The organism is Nocardia sp. NPDC004573 (assembly GCF_053602135.1).
The window spans coordinates 212026-229231 of record NZ_JBSGDA010000002.1; the positions used below are offsets into that span (position 1 = coordinate 212026).

Here is a 17206-nt window from a genome sequence, read left to right on the forward strand (position 1 = left end):
CGATGCATCGCCGATCGACGGCACACGCCACGACGACCGTCGGGAACTCCCTCTGTCCCCGTTGTCACGTCGATGTGCTCCGCGCTCGGACGGCCTTACTCGGCCATTGACCGATCGGCGGCCGGTCGGCGGATTCGCGGAAGATGGTCAGCTCTCATGACGGGAGTAACCGCATGACCACACACGGGCATCCCCCGATCGTGGTGACCGTCGACCGACCGTCGATCGGGCGCGACGCCGCCTTATGGTCCGCCCGCCTCGCCGAACGACTGCACTGCACCCTGCGGGTCGTCTACATCGCCACCGCCACTCCTGACGTCTCGGCGGGCATCCCAGCGACCGGCCCCCAAGCGGCGGCTCGGACGGAAACCAGCGCGACAGCAGTCGTCGACGACACCGTCGCGGTCGTGCGCCGCGATCACCCCAACCTCGAGATCAGTGGCGAGTCGATCGACGGACCGGCTGCGCAGGCGTGGGCCACAGTAGGAGAGGACGCCCGGATGGTCGTCCTCGGTCATCCCGACGTGGGCGAGCTCGACGTGCCGACGGCCATAACGATGGTCACCGATCACGCCACTTGCCCGGTAACCGTCTGGCGCGGAGAGCCCGGCCAGCTTCCAGACCAGCGCCCCGTGCTTCTCGCCGTGGACGCCGACGCCGCCGACGCCGCACTCGCCGCGTTCGGCTACGCCCACCTTTTCGGTGCATCGGTCATCGCCGTGAACGCTCAACCGGAGCAACTCGAAACGACCGCTCCGGCCACTTCGAGGAACCGGCACTCCCTCGATGCCCACCTGGCCGTAGCACGCGACGCCTTCCCCGACGTCACCGTGTCCGCCCTTGCCGACATCCCATATCGGTCGTTGAGCGAACGCGCGACGGGTGCGCAACTGGTGGTCACCGGAACCGACGGTCGCGCGTCTGTTCCGGAAGTATCCGGTTTCGGTTCGTACTTGTTCCGCCGCAGCCGGTGCCCGGTCATGTTCTGTCCGTCGCGAATGGCCCCGGTCGGCCTCGGCGCGGATCCGATCGCACCAACCGCCGGTACCGCACCGGCACCGTCTGCCCCGCTGATCTCCGGGATAACCGTCCGCGCACTGACGCCTGAGGACCGGGACGCGGTCGCGTCGCTGCACGAGCAGATGTCGGCCCACGATGCCTATCTGCGGTTCTTCAGTGCCGTTCCGAAGCACATCGACGAGTTCGCGGAAAAATTGTGCCGGCACGACTCCACCCACCTCGCGCTCGGCGCTTTCGAAGGTGACGACCTGGTGGGGGTCGCCAATTACGTCGTCACCGACACCACCGCGGGACACGTCACTGCGGAGATGGCGCTAGCGGTCAACGCGCACGACCAGCAACACGGTATCGGCACATTGCTCGTGCGGCGCCTGGGCACGGCCGCTTACCTGCAGGGGGTGGCACAGCTGACGGCCGAAATACTCGCGGAGAACACTCTCATGCTCGCGATCATCGCCGAACAAGGGTGGAATGACGGGCTCCGATACGAGGGCGCCACCGTGCACTTCGATCTCGATCTCGAAAACGAGGCCCACGAACAGGAAGATCCGGATACGCCTTTACCCCCACGTGAGGAAAATGTCGGCCGAGCAATCCGAAAAGGTCGATAGGGGACGAGCGCCGCGTCCGGACGGATTCCGAGAATCATGCCGGGCTTTCCGGAGGCACGTTTTTCTCGTCCGAGTGCCTCATCGGTCGGCCGAAGACTACGTAGAATGAAGTGATGACGTTCCTCCGGGAAGCCGAGGAACTTCCCGATCGCAGCAAGATCGAGCACCGGGCATCCTCGGTCGCCCAGATGCTTGTCGACCGCATTGCCGTGACTCCGGACGCGGAGGCATTCCGATTCCCTGACGGCGAGCGCTGGACCAATGTGTCCTGGAAGCAGTTCGGTGACCGCGTCGACATCCTCGCCGCCGGGCTGATCGCACTGGGAATCCAAGCCGAGGACCGGGTCGCCCTCGTGTCGTCCACGCGGTACGAATGGGTGCTCGCGGATTTCGCCGTGATGTGCGCCGGTGCGGCCACCACCACCGTGTACCCCACCACCAACGCCCCCGGTGTGGCGTTCATCGTCGGCAACTCGGGCAGCCGTGTCGTCGTCGCCGAGGACCAGGCCCAAGTGGACAAACTGATCGAGCACCGCGCCGAGTTGCCCGACGTGCGACAGGTGGTGATCTTCGATGGCGAGGGCGACGGAAACTGGGTGATCAGTCTCGACGACCTCGAAGAGCGCGGACGCGCGTTGCTCGCCGAATCGCCCGACGCGGTGGCCGACCGCATCCGCGGCATCCGGCCCGAGCACCTCGGCAGCATCATGTACACCTCTGGGACGACCGGCACCCCGAAGGGGGTCAGGCTGCCGCATTCGGCATGGACGTACAGCGCCGCGGCAATCGACGCGTTGCATGTTCTCGGCCCCGACGATCTGAACTTCTTGTGGCTGCCGCTGTCCCACGCGTTCGGCAAAGTGATGCTCGCGCTGTCACCACTGATCGGCTATCCCACGGCGATCGACGGCCGGGTGGAGAAGATAGTGGACAACCTCACGATCCTGCACCCCACTATCGTGGCGGCCGCCCCGCGCATCTTCGAGAAGGCGCATGCCCGTATCGAGGGCATCATGGCCGAAGAAGGCGGGATCAAGAAGAAGCTCTTCGACTGGGCCGTCGGCGTCGGCTTGAAAGTCTCGCGCGCGAGACAGGCCGGCAAGGAACCGTCGTTGCTGATTTCACTGCAGCACAAATTGGCCGACAGGCTGGTGCTTTCCAAGGTCCGTGAGCGCTTCGGTGGCCGTCTACGGTACTTCGTTTCGGCAGCGGCCCCCTTGGACCGTGATGTCGCGCAATGGTTCGACGCGATCGGCATCATCGTGCTCGAAGGTTATGGCCTGACCGAGACCGCGGCTGCCTCGTTCATCAACCGCCCGGAGGCATACCGGTTCGGGACGGTGGGCAAGCCGTTCCCCGGCACCGAGGTGAAGATCGCCGAGGACGGCGAGATTCTGCTCCGAAGCCCGGGTGTGATGAGCGGTTATCATGACCGCCCCGACGCCACCGCCGAGACTTTCGACGCGTACGGCTGGTTCCGCACCGGTGACATCGGCGAGATCGACGCAGAAGGCTTCCTGCACATCACCGACCGCAAGAAGGACTTGTTCAAAACCTCGCAGGGCAAGTACGTCGCGCCCTCCGCGATTGCCGCCACATTCAAGGGGATATGTCCGTACGCGGCGGAGTTCATCGTCTACGGAGAGACACGGCCCTATTGCGTCGCATTGGTCGGGCTGGACACCCAGAGCATCACCGAATGGGCCCGCAAGCACGGCCTGGCGGACAAACCGCTCGCCGACATCGCGCGGGACGACAAGACCCACGACGTGATCGCCGGCTACGTCGACCACCTGAACACCCAACTCAATCGCTGGGAACAGATCAAGAGATTCGACATCATCGATCACGAACTGTCCGTCGAGGCAGGTGATCTCACACCGAGCATGAAACTGCGCCGCAAGATAGTCGTCGACAACCTCGCCGCCAGCATCGACGCCCTCTATCGCTGAAGTCGATCGCTGATCGTCACTTCGCATTTCGACCGCGCAGTGTCGGCGCGGTCATCATGTGGCGACCGTCTTCGGGACATCCGCCGGAGCGGTGTACCGGTCGGCGGCGCCGCGGCCGATCCCGCTGCCCCCCGGCCCGATCGAACGCTATGACGAGGGGCGACTTGATGGCTCGAGCGCAACGGTGTGATCGAACGGGTGGTGTTGCGCCCGCTGATGAGCCGCGCCGCCACCCGGCTGCGGCGGGACGACCTGGCATACGCCGAGCGCCGGTATCAGCAGCGTTCCCGCCGGCAGGAGGGACGTGGTGGACAACAGCCCTGAAGCAAAGGCATGAATCCCATCCGGTCGGTATCCTTTATGACTACGGAAGTGTTGATAAGCGGGTATCCGGACGGCGAGTCCGGTGAGGAGGCGCGGCCACCGCGCGTCGCGCTTGGAGTACACATCGACCCTCAGCGGTTCAGCGGAGCTGGGGGTAATCCATCCAGGCTCTGGAGCCCCGATCCGATCGTCATCTGCGCGGAGTAGGTGGCGTGGATCGGTCCCGGGCCCGGGACCGCAGATGAACGGCGAACCGAAGGTTCTCCGCTTCGGAGGTGGATGATGACCAGCAAATTCGGAGGACGAATAGCGCTCGACATCCGTGATTCGGTCGCAGACTGGACGCCTTTCGCCGAGCCGACCGCGCCACGGGGCGCGCCGAACGTCCTATATCTGGTATGGGACGACATCGGAATCGGCACCTGGGACTGCTACGGCGGGCTGGTCGAGATGCCCACTATGAAGCGCATCGCCGAGCGTGGTATCCAGTTCACGCAGTTTCATACCACGGCGCTGTGTTCACCCAGCCGCGCCTCGCTGCTGACCGGAAGAAATGCGACCTCGGTCGGTATGGCGACCATCGAAGAGTTCAGCGATGGTTTCCCGAGCATGTGCGGTCGGATACCGGATGACACCGCCTTGTGCTCGGAAGTGCTCGCCGAGCGTGGGTGGAACACATACGCGGTGGGCAAATGGCATATGACGCCCCTGGAGGAGGAGAATCTGGCGGCGTCGAAGCGGCATTGGCCGCTCGGGCGTGGCTTCGAGCGTTTCTATGGTTTCCTCGGTGGAGAGGCCGACCAGTGGTACCCGAATCTGGTGTACGACAATCACCCGGTCACACAGCCCTACCCGCCGGAGGACGGGTATCACCTGTCGAAAGACCTGGCCGACAAGTCGATCGAGTTCATTCGTGACGCGAAGGTGATCGCACCCGACAAACCGTGGTTCTTGTACCTCTGCCCGGGATGCGGCCATGCGCCGCACCACGTGGCGCGGGAATGGGCCGACATGTATCGCGGCCGGTTCGACATGGGCTACGAGAAGTATCGCGAGATAGTGCTGGACAACCAGAAGCGCATGGGTCTGGTGCCGGAGAACACCGAACTTTCGCCCATGAACCCGTATATGACGGCCACCAGCGCGGATGGCAAGCCGTGGCCGGCGCAGGACACGGTGCGAGCGTGGGACTCACTGTCGGACGACGAGAAGCGACTCTTCGGCAGGCAAGCCGAGGTGTTCGCGGGATATCTCTCCTACACCGACGCGCAGATCGGCAGACTGCTCGACTACCTCGAGGAAAGCGGCCAACTGGACAATACGATCATCGTGGCTCTCTCGGACAACGGCGCCAGCGGCGAGGGCGGGCCGAACGGCTCCGTCAACGAGATGAAGTTCTTCAACGGCTATATCGACACGATCGAAGACAGCCTGGCGAAGATCGACGAACTGGGTTCGCCGACCACCTACAACCACTACAGCATCGGGTGGGCGATGGCGTTCAACACTCCCTACAAGCTGTACAAACGGTATGCCTCACACGAAGGCGGTATCGCCGACTCGTGCCTCATGTCCTGGCCGGCCGGGATAGCGGCCCGGGGTGAGCTGCGCCATCAGTACCTCAATGTCTGCGATATCACCCCCACCATCTACGCACTGCTCGGCATCACGCCCCCGGACACGGTGAAGAACGTGGTGCAGCGTCCTTTGGAAGGGGTGAGTTTCCGGGCTCTGCTCCAAGATGCGAACGCTGACGTGGGCAAGCACACCCAGTTCTATTCGATGCTGGGCACGCGCGGCATCTGGCATCGCGGGTGGTTCGCCGACACCGTTCACGCGGCATGCCCCTCCGGCTGGGGACATTTCGACAGCGACCGCTGGGAACTGTTCCATCTCGAGCGGGACCGCAGCCAGATGCACGACCTGGCCGAGGCTTATCCCGAGAAGCTCGAGGAGATGAAGGCGCTGTGGTTCTCGGAGGCGGAGAAATACAACGGCATGCCGCTCAACGATCTCGACATCGTCGCCACGATAATGCGCTACCGCCCGGGATTCGCCAAGACGCGGGACCGGGCTGTCTACTATCCGGGCCTGGCGGAGGTGGGGCCCGGTGCGGCGCTCGAGATTCAGGGCCGATCGTTCGCGCTGCTCGCCGAGACGACGATCACCAGTACGGACGCGAAGGGGGTGCTGTTCGCCCACGGTGGGCGGCTGGGTGGGCATACGCTGTTCATCCAGGACGGCCGTCTGCATTACGTCTACAACTTCCTCGGCGAAGAGGAGCAGGCCATCGTCTCCGATCGCCCCGTGCCACTCGGCGATCACATTCTCGGGATCCGATACGAACGGCACGGAACCCGGCCCGACAACTTCACACCCACCGGCGAGGCCGTTCTCTACATCGATGAGGACCCGGTGGGCTCACTCGACGACATGCGCATTCAACCCACTGTGTTCTCCGGTGTGGGGGAGGGAGTCCGGGTCGGCCGTGACAGCGGTCAGTCCGTCACCGCGCGGTACAGTTCCCCGTTCCCGTTCATCGGAGGCACCATGCACCAGGTCATCGAAGACGTGAGCGGCAAGCCATACCTCGATTTGGAAATGGCGGCGGCAGCGGCCTTTTCGCGAGATTGAGGCGCCGGTTCATGGCCACCGTGAACACTGCCGAGGTTCGCCGCGGCATGGTCCGGATATCCGGCGGCGATTTCGCGATGGGATCGGACGACTTCTTCCCCGAGGAGCGCCCGGTGCATCGGGTGTGGGTCGATACGTTCTGGATTGATGCGCATCCGGTGACCAACGCCGCGTTCCGGCGCTTCGTGAAACAGACAGGATATGTCACCGTCGCCGAACGGACTCCCGTGGCCGAGGACTATCCGGACGCGGAGCCAGGGAACCTGATCGCCGGTGGGCTGGTGTTCCGTCCCACACCCGGCCCGGTGCCACTGGACAATTGGCGACGATGGTGGCGGTATGTCCCGGGCGCGAGCTGGCGGCACCCGCACGGACCCGGCAGCACGCTCGACGGGCTCGACCGCCACCCCGTCACCCAGGTCGCCCACGACGACGCGGTGGCATACGCCATCTGGGCGGGCAAGCAACTACCCACGGAGGCCGAATGGGAGTACGCGGCCCGTGGCGGACTCGAGTCGGCCACCTACGCGTGGGGCGACGACTTCGAACCCACCGGTCGGCGCATGGCCAATGTCTGGGTCGGAGCCTTCCCGTGGCAATTTCATCCGGGCCGGGGACAGACACGCACGCCCGGCACCACGGCGGTCGGCACCTACTCACCCAATGGGCACGGCCTTTTCGATATGACCGGCAACGTCTGGGAGTGGACCGTCGACCACTTCCGCTCGCGCCACCCGTCACCGACCTGTTGCGCCCCGCGAAACCCGCTCATCGATGCACCTGAACAATTAGTGGCGCAGCGATTCCCGCGCCGTGTTGTCAAGGGCGGCTCGTATCTGTGCGCGGCCAACTACTGTCTGCGCTACCGTCCTGCGGCCAGGCAGGGGCAGACCGAGGACACGGCCACCTGCCACCTAGGGTTTCGTTGCGTCGTACGCGACAAGGGTTCATGATGACCGATAGCGATCGGAGGGTGTGCGCGCTCCCTGAACTTCCGGGTCCAGGGAACATCGAGTGCGACCCCGGCTGCTCCGCGACGTCACCGGCGAGCCCGCTGGGGCCTTCCTCTTCCGGCACCACGGTGCGGCCGACTCCGGTGACGATGCCACGACCGTCACCGCGCGCCCAGTGCGCACCGTGATCGGCCCCTTGATCGACGCTGGGCGCCACCGGCCCGGCGATCCGGTCCTTCGGATCGTGGCCGACGCCGGATATGAGCTTCCTGTGAGCATCGGAGGGAGGACGCCTCGGCCGCGCCGGCCGCATGCGGCGTGACGAGAAATCTATTGCTGCCCAGCGCCAGCGGTCCAAGAGGATCGGTTCGGTCCGAAGGCGCGGGAACGTGTAGGCGATTGCGGGTGCAATGGCATCAGATCGCGTGTGGTTCGAGCAGCACGGGAGGGTGAGGGGTCCGCTGGTAATGAATTGCGGGCTGTGCGGAATCAGGGCGGGGTCGCATCCTAGGGTCATGCGAGGAAACGCGTCGAACAGCGCGGACAACGCGATCCGGGTTTCGAGCCGAGCCAGCGGTGCGCCGAGGCAGAAGTGTGGTCCGTAACCGAACGCCAGTTGACCTTGATGATCGTGATCGATGTCGAAGACATCGGCGTCGGGATAACGCCGTAGATCCCGCCCTACCCCGGCGAACCACCCGACGATGGCGCCGGCGGGGATGTCGACCCCGGCGATGCTGACATCCCGCAGCGCGTAGCGGTTGAACATCACGCAGGCTGACGAACGGTAACGCAGTGCCTCCTCCACCACATCCGTCCACCTGTCCTCGGTGCGGGCCTTGGCGAGTTGCTCGGGATGAGTGCACAACGCGATGACCGCGTTGCCCAGCAGGTGCACTGTCGTCTCGTGTCCGGCGATTATCACCAGCCCCAACGTTTGCGGGGACCAGATCGACTTCGGGCTCGCGACAGCGCAGGCCGTCGAGGAGTTCGCCGGTGATCTGCCGGACTCGCGGTTCCAGCGCCGCTATGCGGCCGGGGGTGAACGCCTGGCCGATGGTTCTGCGCACCCCTGAGGCCGACGTCGTCGTGCCGGGCCCGCGCGAGGTCGTGGCGCCGCCTGCGACGCTGGTGGCTCGACAGGGGACAGCGGGCTGCGGGTGGAGGGGTTGTCGAATGAGGCCCCGACCGCGTCAGGCGGGTGTGCCGACACCGTTGAGCAAAGTGCGGACCGCGCGATCGGCGATGACGTGTGTCGGCTCGCCGCCCGTCTGCGCGGCTTCCGCGGCCACGTAGATGTGCGCGTTGAACACTCCCTCGATCCACGCGGCGGGCAGCACCGGGTCCAGGTCGCCGTCGGCTTGGGCCGCGGCGATGAGTGTGCTCAATGGCCGGTCGCCGACCGGCCGCCAGTGCGGATTCCCGGTGAACCGATCCGGGTCGGCGTACAGGAAGATCAGGCGGTCGCCGACCTCGATGAAGGAGCGCAGCATCATGGTCAACTGGTCGAAGGCTCTCGGCGCGCTGCTCGCCGCCTTGGCGACGACGGCGTCGAGGACCTCGAGCGACTCGACCAGGACCGCGTCGAGCAGGCCCTGGCGTTCCGGGAAGTAGCGATGCAGGGTGCTGCGGCTGACCTCGGCGCGCTCGGAGATATCGGCCAGCGGCGCGGAGAACTCGCGGGCCCACACCGCCAGCGCGGCGTCCAGGATCGCGGCCCGGGTCCGGGTACGGACACCACCGCTCGAGCTTGCCTTGGTGCTGGGCGCACGGTCCTGCCTTGCCATGTCCGGACGGTAACACTCGCGCTCCGAAAAACAAGTGGACATCGAAATAGGACATCGATGTACCATTTTCGATGTAGCCTGTATCACATGGAGGGGAGAGTATGCGCGAGAGAGCAGCTGGCGGTTGGTCGCACCGCGGTCGGCGCGACTCGGTGCCCACGGCCGATGCGGAGCCGAGGGCGTCCCACACTCCCCGTGGCAGGTGATCCGGGCAGGCGGCGTCGCGTTATGACGGCTGTGCTCGTCGTGCTGCTCCTGGTAGCGACGTGCATTTGGCTCGCGCTGCGGAATACTTCCCCTGTCGGCCACTTCACCTCCGCTCGCGGACATGACGAGTACTTCGCCGCTTATGAACGCGCGTTCGCCGAACTCCCGCCGCCTAGTGCGACTTCGGACCTGCGCACCGACTACGGCGTGGTCCGGGTATACCGCTTCGACGGAGGGAATCCGGAAGCCGCGCCGCTACTTTTGCTGCCAGGGCGCTCCGCCGCTGCGCCGATGTGGGCAGACAATCTGCCCTCCCTGCTGCGGTTGCGGACGGTGTACCTGATGGATCTGCTCGGTGAGCCAGGCGCGAGCGTGCAGAGCAAGCCGATCGTCGGCCACGCCGACCAAGCCCGATGGCTGCACCAGGCGATCGATCGGCTGCCCGAACCTCGTGTCGTCGTGGTCGGATCGTCGATCGGTGGTTGGACGGCGACCAACCTCGCTGTCCGGGAGCCTCAGAAGATCGCTGGGGTGATGGTGCTCGATCCGGTGATGACCTTCGCGTCGATATCGACGCGCGCGGTGCTCCGCTCGCTCCCCGCCTCGGTGCGCTGGTTTCCCAAGCGCTGGCGTGACGACTTCAACAGTTGGACCGCCGGGGGCGCACCGGTCGAACGAGTGCCGGTGGCCGACATGATCGAGGCCGGAATGCGGCACTACGCTTCGGCGTCGCCCACGCCCACCCAGTTCGACGATGCCGAATTGAGCCGTCCGGCAATGCCGTTCCTGGTGATCATGGGGGGTAGGTCGGTCATGCACGACAGCGTGGCGGCCGCCGAGCGCGCCAGGCGGATACTCCGCGACGGCACTGTGCTCGTCTACGAGGACGCGTCCCACGCTGTGAACGGCGAGTATCCCGAACGTATCGCGGCGGATGCCGCCACATTTCTGGATCGTGTCGGCTGAGCCGACCGCACCGCGCCGTGTCCCTGGAGACGTCCTTGTTGTACTGGTCGAAGACGAAAGGATCTTCGCGAATGCAGAACATGTTGCGCCGTGCCGGCCGCGGCGGTGTGCGAGTGGTCGTCGTGGGCGGTGTCGTTCTGGCCGCGACGCTGGGGCGGCAAGCCACCGCCTCGGCCGGGACCACCACGGTCTTCCAAATTCCCGCGCGCGTGCTGACCCAGTCCTGGGGCGTGCCCAGCACGGTGAGCGTCGCGGTGACCGCGACGGTCGGCGACACGCCGGGCACAACGGTGTTCTCGGTGGCCCAGCCTGTCGAGTTCGGCGGAAGCGACAGCCTGACATCTCGTACGCGGGTGCGGTGGCTCAACCTTGCGACGGGAGGTTCCGGCAGCGTGGAGGTTCCGGATCGGTATACCGCGCGGCAGCCGTGTGATTGCGCGCCCGCACCTGTGCCCGTGGTGACCGGGGCAGGGCAGGTCGTCGCGATCGTGACCGCAGGCGGGCCGTTGGCGCCGGTCACGGTCTTTCCTGGATTCGGAATGTTCTCGGTGCCATAGCCGAGGCGACGTTGCGGGTGAGCCTGCCACCCGGCTGCCGAGTCCGCACCTTCCGGTTGTTGTGCGCGGCCCGGCCGAACCACGGGCGGGACAACGTTATAGCGGCTTTGAGTTATTCGACGCCGTCGATCGAACACCACCGCATAAGACCGCCACACGCCGCACGAACCGCACACCCACCATCGAGCCATCCTCACCGACCGACCTCGACGGCGGTCATAGGGAAACCCAATTCAAGCTTCGACTCGCTTTCGCAACCCGTTGAGCGTGCTGTCCACCAGCCCCTTGATCACCCGATTGCGAATGAAGCCGGGTAGCGGCAGGTTGTGGTGGATGGTCAACTGGTAGGTGACCGAGGTGATGTCCGGCCCGGCTTCTTCGAGCTGGTATCGGCCTTCCTGACCGGTCTGCATGCGGCCTTCCACCATCGACCAGCTCATACCGTCGCCACGGTGGCGGTAGGTCAAGGTGTAGGTGTCGGTGCCGACCGTCGCCGACGCCTTGAACCGGGCGGTCACCGGCAGGCCGGTCTCCTCATCCACCTCGAGCACGTTGACTTCGAGGATCTCGGGAATCCACTCCGGCTGACTTCTCAGGTCGCGGATGGTCTCGAGCACCCGCGCCACCGGCGCGCGCAGGCGCACGGTTTCGGTGGCGCTGTCAGTGGGCATGACCGCCGTCCCCGGCGTCGTTCACTATTCTCGGTGCGGTGTCGGAATCGGTCATGAGAACGATCTCCCTCGCGGTGGAGATGTCGCTGTTCCTCGAGCCGAGGGCGTCTGCGTGTAACAGTACTCTCGCGCGCGGCGTCGCTGGCGGACCGCAGGCGATCCATGTCGCCGATCGCTGACATCTGTGGAACGTGCGCCGTGCGGGGGGATAGGCCAAGGTATGCCAGAAACCGGCAACAAGATGATCTCGAGCGGGATTTCCTGCTCATGAGGTGGGCTTGGTAGTTCCTCGAGTTTCCCCGCTTCGCCGGATGGGTGATAGCCGGCCCAGCTTCACCGCTTGCGGCCAACCCGCATGCCGCGCCGCCGCAGCATCTGACCCACCCGCGGCGACCCGTAGGTGCCACCCGAGCCGGTGTGGATGCCCACGATCTGCCCGGTCAACTCCTCGTCCGCCAGGTGCCGCTTCGGAGGGTTCTTCGCGCGTTGCAGCCACCCGTGGAAGGTGGAGGACGCGATACCGAGAACCCGTAGTACGAGCTCGACCGGGTGCTGGGGATGTTCGTCCACGAACGCCGCGATCCACCTCCGGGTCTGGCCGAGCTCGGAGGCGAAATACGCACTCGCATAAAACAATACAGCGTTGACCCGTTCCGGCTCAGCCGCCCGCTTGGAGTGATTCGCCGCGGCCTACGAGAGCGGCCGTGCGAAGGTCGCCGATGAGCGCGTAGTCTTCGATGCGCATCAGCGGACAGCTACTGTTCGGTGGGGGTCGTTCATGGAACCAAGACGATCTTGCCCCGGGACGCGGTGCTCTGCAGAACCTCGTGTGCGTGGCGGGCATCGGTCAGGGGATGCGCTCGGCGACCACCGGATGGGCTCGTCCGCGAGTTACAGCATGGTAGAGCGCGGTTTCTCCGGGCTCTGCCCTCGCCGCGCGGTGAATGAGCTGGTAGGCGGTCATGTAGGGGAAGATCACGCTCACGAGCGCCGCCGGGTCGACACAGTCGGGAACCTTGATCGCCAGGGACTCTCGCACGCAGACCATCTCCGCGTATCCGCCCCACACGACGAGCGCCGCCACATGGTCTCCGGGCTGGAGTGTCGAGCATCCCGGCCAGACCCGCTGGACTATGCCCGCGAACTCGTAGCCGGGGGTGAACGGCGGCTTCGGTCCACCCGGATAAGTCCCGGCCCGAAGCAGGCTGTCGGTGAACGAAACGCCCGAAGCCAGCACACGGACGCAAACCTCGCCGTGACCCGGCACGGGCTGGTCTTCCTCGACAAGGGTGAGAACTTCCGGAACGCCGTAACGGGGACAACGACACGCTTCATGTCCGCATGCGCCCCTCTGTCGTCGGCATCATCCACTCCTCAGGGAGCAGGAGCCGCCGGTGGCTCCATTGCTCAATACGACACCGCGGCGAGTGCACCGGGACAGGGGCGAACGGTCGGAGCCATGGAGCCGTTTGCCCCTTCGCAGTTTGACGCCATCGCCGCCGAGCGGGCCACGGCGATTCCGCCATCCGGAGGACTCTTCGATCTGGATCAGCCCCGCCGGTTGGGGAGGGCGTCGAGCAGGCGTTCGAGGCTCTGTTCGAAGTCAAGTCCAGGTAGATGGCGTATCAGAGCGGTCACCGCTGATCCGGTTGTCGGTCAGGCGGTGAATGTTTCGGGGTGGCGCCCTCTGCTCGTCAAGACCGGTGGAGAGAGTGGTGATGGCTCGTGTTCGGGCAAGGACGCTCGGCACACCGGGCGCGGTGCCGTCACTCGATCAGCGGATGTCGCTCACCCGCTCAGGGCAGGCCGGCGACCAGCAGCAGCACCGCCGCGGTGGTCAGCAGCACGGGGCAGATCCTGAACCAGACGACGCGCGTGCGGGCGCCGGTGAAGGTCGTCAGCACTGCCAGGGCGAGCAATGCTGCCGCGGTGACGCGGTAGGTCCAGTGCGCGGCGGACGTCCCGCCGCCCGCCGCGCTCACCACGATGACCAGCGTGGCGAATGACCACATGGTCACGGCTTCGGCCAGCCATTCCTGAACCAGCACCCGGCGATTGTCGGCGGAGATCCCGCCGAACCCGGCGACGACGGCTCGCGTCGGAATCGCGTGCGCGACCCCCCACAGCCCGACCAAGCCCGCGGCGACGTAGGCGAGAACCTCTTCCATAAAGCCATGGTCCGGTCGTCGCCTGATGCGCGGTAGAGGCCTTCGTCCCGATCGACATCGCCGGCGCCGACCGGGCAGCCACCACAGCGCGAGATGACCGTACTGGCTCACAGTGACCGTTCGCGGACAATTCGCGCGATATCGATGCGACGGATTTGGCGAAGCGATGGGAATTGGACGAGGAGAGCAGCAGCGAAGACGGCGGCCGCCACCAGCGGTGGCGTGGTCGCGCGCATCGCGAGTTCGAGGTGGGCACCTTGGTTCTCGTAGGTGGACAGCAGCCAGCGGGCGAGCAAAATCCCACATCCGACGCCGACAGGTATGCCGATGAGGGCGAGGGTGAGGTTCTCGGTGGCGATCAGGCGCGAGAGCATGCCCGAGCGCATACCGGCGGCGCGCAGGGCGCCGAGTTCGCCGAGTCGTTCCCCGATATTGGCCGACATCGCGTTGAACAGCAGCGCGGCGGCCATGATCGCGGCGAAGAGGAGCAGGACGCCGACTACCGCGTTGTACATGGCGAAAGCTTCTCGCATGGCCGTGGCCAGGGTGGCGGTCGATAGGTAGGCGACCGCACCGGGTATCGCGGTGAGCCGGTCTGCGACGGCTTGCTCGTCGGTCACGCCGGGCCGAAGTCTCACCAGTACCCCGGTGTCGGGAACGGGTCCGACGGTCTGCCGCAGAAAGTCGGTAGAGACGTAGGCGACCGGTGACAGTGGTTCGTCGACGAACCCGGTCACCGGCGCGGTGAAGCGCTGCCCGGTCGCGGTCTCGGAGATTTCGACCGTGTCGCCGACGGCGAGGCCCAGTGTGCTCCGCAGTCCGGAGCCCAGCAGTAGACCATGGTCGGACAGCTGGTTCGATCCGGATTTCGCGGTGAAGCGGTGCATCTGGGTCGAGGTGGGCAGGCTGATGACGAGGGTGTCGTAGTGCCGCTCTCCGGTGGACAGGACGACGTCGTAGCGGCCGACGGGTTCGGCCGTGGCGACATCGGGGTCTTGCCGAACACGTTTCAGCACAGAGTCGGTCGTGCCGGGCGCGGTGGCGATCTCGCCGTCTTGCAGCGCGACGCGGCCGTATTGGCGATCGATCAACGTGATGACGGTGTCGCGGAGTCCGGCGAACACCATGACCAGGCTCATCGAGACAGCCACGCCGATCACGGTGAAGATGGCGCGGCGGCGGTTACGCAGGACGGCTCGCAGCGTCATCCGCCAGCGTGCCGGCGCGCGATTCAGCAGCGGCAGGGCGCGTTCGACGATACTGCGGCCCCCGCGGCGCGCGGGTGGGGTGATGCGCATGGCTTCGGCGGGCGGCATACGCGCCGCGGCGCGTGCCGGTGCCCACGCCGCCACTGTGGTGGCGGCCAGTGCGGCGGCTGTGGCGGTCAGCAAGGTGGTCGGGTGCAGCGCCGTGACGTGCAGCGGTAGCCCGAGTGCCCGGGTGTAGCGGGTGGTGATCCAGCCACCGAGCAGATAGCCGCCGGCCAGCCCGGGGGCGATACTCAGAAGTGCGCAGGCCAATCCATACCCGAGGTAGTGCTTGCGCAGCAGACCGGGCGAGAAGCCGTTGGCCACCAAGGTTCCGATGATGGCGCGCTGCGCTGCCACTACGCGTGACAGCAGCACGTAGGTGCCGAGTACGGCTGCGGCCAGAAACAGCCAGGGCAGCAGGCTGGCGAAGGTGCCGAATGCGTTCACGTCATCCTGCAGGGCCCGATACGACGGCTGTTGATCACGGGGGAGCACCTGCAGCCCGCTGGCGCCGGCCGAACGTTCGGCGGAGGCCACCAGCTCGGGTGCCGCCGAGCGGTCGCCCGCGTACAGCACGATCTGTTCGGTGGGGTCCGGCAGTGTCCGGGCGAGGTCTTCGTCCGGGACGAACACGACTCCGAAGTGCTCCGGCGTTGTCATGATCTCCTGGCTGGAGCGGGCGGGCCAAAAGTATTCGGCCGACAGCGCCGAACCCGCGACACGAACCGGTTGCCAGCCGCGAGCGCTCAACAGGTCGACTGTGTCGCCCGGGTGGAGGTCGTAGTGGTCGGCGAGATGTTGTTCGACCACCAGCTCTCCGGCCGACGGCAGCGCACCCGACCGAATCGCCAGGCGGGAAACCGCAGGTTGTCCGGTGTCCGGGACACCGACCGCGCGGCCGAGAAAAGCGCGCCCGTGAATGCGGATGCCGATGTCGGCCTGGTGGCGCACCTCGACCATCGGTTCTCCAGGTAGTCGCTGAATTTCCGTGGCCAGCTCGGCGGCGCCCGGCCCGGAGACGATCGCGTCGGGAAGACGTTGGGTGTTGTAGGCGCGGGCGAAGGATTGGTCGAGATTGCGGTAAGCATCGGTCGCCGCGACGAACACCGACACTCCGATGGAGAGGATCGCGGCGATGGCGAGGAACTGCCAGCGTTGCCGCCAGAGGTCGCGCCGTAATTTGCGCGACAGTATTCGAGTCACCATCGCAGCTCCGATGCCTCGATCGGATGAGGCACCGATTCCGATCGGCTGATCGCACCCGAGCGCAGCCACAGCACCCGGTCGGCCATGCGGGCGATCTCGGAGTTGTGGGTCACCAGCACGACCGTGTGGTGGCCCTCGCGAGCCAGATCACGCAACACGGCCAGGACCTGCCTGCCGGTGGTTAGGTCGAGGCTGCCGGTGGGCTCGTCGCACAGCAGTAACGGCGGCTCCTTCACGATCGCTCGCGCGATGGCCACCCGCTGTTGCTGACCGCCCGACAGTTGTCCCGGGAATCGATCGGCGACGTCGCCGACACCGACCAGTTCCAGCGCCGCCCGGCTGCGGGCGGCGGCACCGGGCCCGGTCAGCTCCGCCAAGATCTCTACGTTCTCTTGCGCGGTCAGGGTAGGGACCAGATTGAAGAACTGGAAGACGAAGCCCACCCGCTCGCGCCGAAAGTCGGTGCGCTGCCTGTCGTCGAGAGAACCGATATCCAGGCCGGCGACCTCGATGACGCCGGTGGACGGCTCCTCGATCCCGCCGACGAGATTCAGCAACGTCGTCTTGCCCGATCCCGACGGCCCCAGCAAAACCACGAACTCACCGGGTCGCACCTGCAGGTCCACGTCTCGGAGCGCGACGACCCGCGCGGCCGCCGCGCCGTAGGTCTTACCCACCCGCACCATCCGCAACGCCGGAGCCCCCGACGCCGCGGCCGCCTCCGCAGCGATGACCGGATCGACACGACCGTATCGGCTCATTCCCTCAGCATCGCGACTCCGCCGCGACGTGAGAAGGGCCGGTTGTCACAGATGCCGACGACGATCGGATAGTGGTATCACCTGCGCGCATCGCTGGAGAACGCGCAGAGCGAAATTCCACTGCGAAGACCGAAGTCAT

14 protein-coding genes and 1 pseudogene are annotated in these 17206 nt (G+C 66.0%); 7 read left to right on the plus strand and 8 right to left on the minus strand.

Annotated features, from left to right (window positions below):
* The first annotated feature begins 173 nt into the window (after positions 1–173).
* The 5 genes from ACWEKR_RS04375 to ACWEKR_RS04395 all read left to right on the plus strand — a co-directional run bounded on the left by ACWEKR_RS04375 (position 174) and on the right by ACWEKR_RS04395 (position 7494).
* Complete coding sequence (locus tag ACWEKR_RS04375) at positions 174–1631, plus strand: GNAT family N-acetyltransferase (RefSeq protein WP_452353252.1); 1458 nt, start codon at positions 174–176, stop codon at positions 1629–1631.
* Between the two features lie 113 nt (positions 1632–1744).
* Complete coding sequence (locus ACWEKR_RS04380) at positions 1745–3583, plus strand: AMP-dependent synthetase/ligase (RefSeq protein ID WP_452353253.1); 1839 nt, start codon at positions 1745–1747, stop codon at positions 3581–3583.
* Between the two features lie 186 nt (positions 3584–3769).
* Positions 3770–3907 (plus strand): DUF5914 domain-containing protein, encoded by a 138-nt coding sequence (locus tag ACWEKR_RS04385; protein WP_452353254.1) that lies wholly within the window; start codon positions 3770–3772, stop codon positions 3905–3907.
* 282 nt (positions 3908–4189) lie between these two features.
* Positions 4190–6541 carry an arylsulfatase gene (locus ACWEKR_RS04390; protein WP_452353255.1) on the plus strand — a complete coding sequence of 784 codons (2352 nt, stop codon included), beginning with the start codon at positions 4190–4192 and terminating at the stop codon, positions 6539–6541.
* Between the two features lie 11 nt (positions 6542–6552).
* Positions 6553–7494 carry a formylglycine-generating enzyme family protein gene (locus ACWEKR_RS04395; RefSeq protein WP_452353256.1) on the plus strand — a complete coding sequence of 314 codons (942 nt, stop codon included), beginning with the start codon at positions 6553–6555 and terminating at the stop codon, positions 7492–7494.
* Between the two features lie 535 nt (positions 7495–8029).
* Here the strand turns inward: ACWEKR_RS04395 and ACWEKR_RS04400 are convergent.
* Positions 8030–8419 (minus strand): annotated as a pseudogene (locus ACWEKR_RS04400) (cytochrome P450); the annotation flags it as partial.
* A gap of 268 nt (positions 8420–8687) precedes the next feature.
* A complete protein-coding gene (locus ACWEKR_RS04405; RefSeq protein ID WP_452353257.1) occupies positions 8688–9281 on the minus strand; it encodes a TetR/AcrR family transcriptional regulator in 594 nt (197 codons plus the stop codon).
* Positions 9282–9509: 228 nt separating this feature from the next.
* Here ACWEKR_RS04405 and ACWEKR_RS04410 point away from each other — a divergent pair, with 228 nt between their 5' ends.
* Both ACWEKR_RS04410 and ACWEKR_RS04415 read left to right on the plus strand, forming a co-directional pair.
* Positions 9510–10454, plus strand: a complete 945-nt coding sequence (locus tag ACWEKR_RS04410) for an alpha/beta fold hydrolase (protein ID WP_452353258.1) — start codon at positions 9510–9512, stop codon at positions 10452–10454.
* Between the two features lie 71 nt (positions 10455–10525).
* A complete protein-coding gene (locus ACWEKR_RS04415) occupies positions 10526–11011 on the plus strand; it encodes a hypothetical protein (RefSeq protein WP_452353259.1) in 486 nt (161 codons plus the stop codon).
* 233 nt (positions 11012–11244) lie between these two features.
* On the opposite strand, the gene ACWEKR_RS04420 is transcribed toward ACWEKR_RS04415, so the two are convergent.
* From ACWEKR_RS04420 to ACWEKR_RS04445, 6 genes are all read right to left on the minus strand, one after another.
* Positions 11245–11682 carry an SRPBCC family protein gene (locus tag ACWEKR_RS04420; RefSeq protein WP_452353260.1) on the minus strand — a complete coding sequence of 146 codons (438 nt, stop codon included), beginning with the start codon at positions 11680–11682 and terminating at the stop codon, positions 11245–11247.
* Positions 11683–12015: 333 nt separating this feature from the next.
* A complete protein-coding gene (locus ACWEKR_RS04425; RefSeq protein ID WP_452353261.1) occupies positions 12016–12252 on the minus strand; it encodes an IS3 family transposase in 237 nt (78 codons plus the stop codon).
* A gap of 277 nt (positions 12253–12529) precedes the next feature.
* Positions 12530–12949, minus strand: coding sequence for an alcohol dehydrogenase catalytic domain-containing protein (locus ACWEKR_RS04430; protein ID WP_452353262.1), 420 nt, complete (start codon positions 12947–12949; stop codon positions 12530–12532).
* Between the two features lie 529 nt (positions 12950–13478).
* The gene (locus ACWEKR_RS04435) at positions 13479–13850 is read right to left on the minus strand and encodes a hypothetical protein (protein ID WP_452353263.1); all 372 of its coding nucleotides are present in this window, start codon (positions 13848–13850) and stop codon (positions 13479–13481) included.
* 107 nt (positions 13851–13957) lie between these two features.
* The gene (locus ACWEKR_RS04440; protein ID WP_452353264.1) at positions 13958–16306 is read right to left on the minus strand and encodes an FtsX-like permease family protein; all 2349 of its coding nucleotides are present in this window, start codon (positions 16304–16306) and stop codon (positions 13958–13960) included.
* A complete protein-coding gene (locus ACWEKR_RS04445) occupies positions 16300–17067 on the minus strand; it encodes an ABC transporter ATP-binding protein (RefSeq protein WP_452353265.1) in 768 nt (255 codons plus the stop codon). The genes ACWEKR_RS04440 and ACWEKR_RS04445 overlap by 7 nt, the downstream gene beginning before the upstream one ends.
* Between the last annotated feature and the right edge of the window lie 139 nt (positions 17068–17206).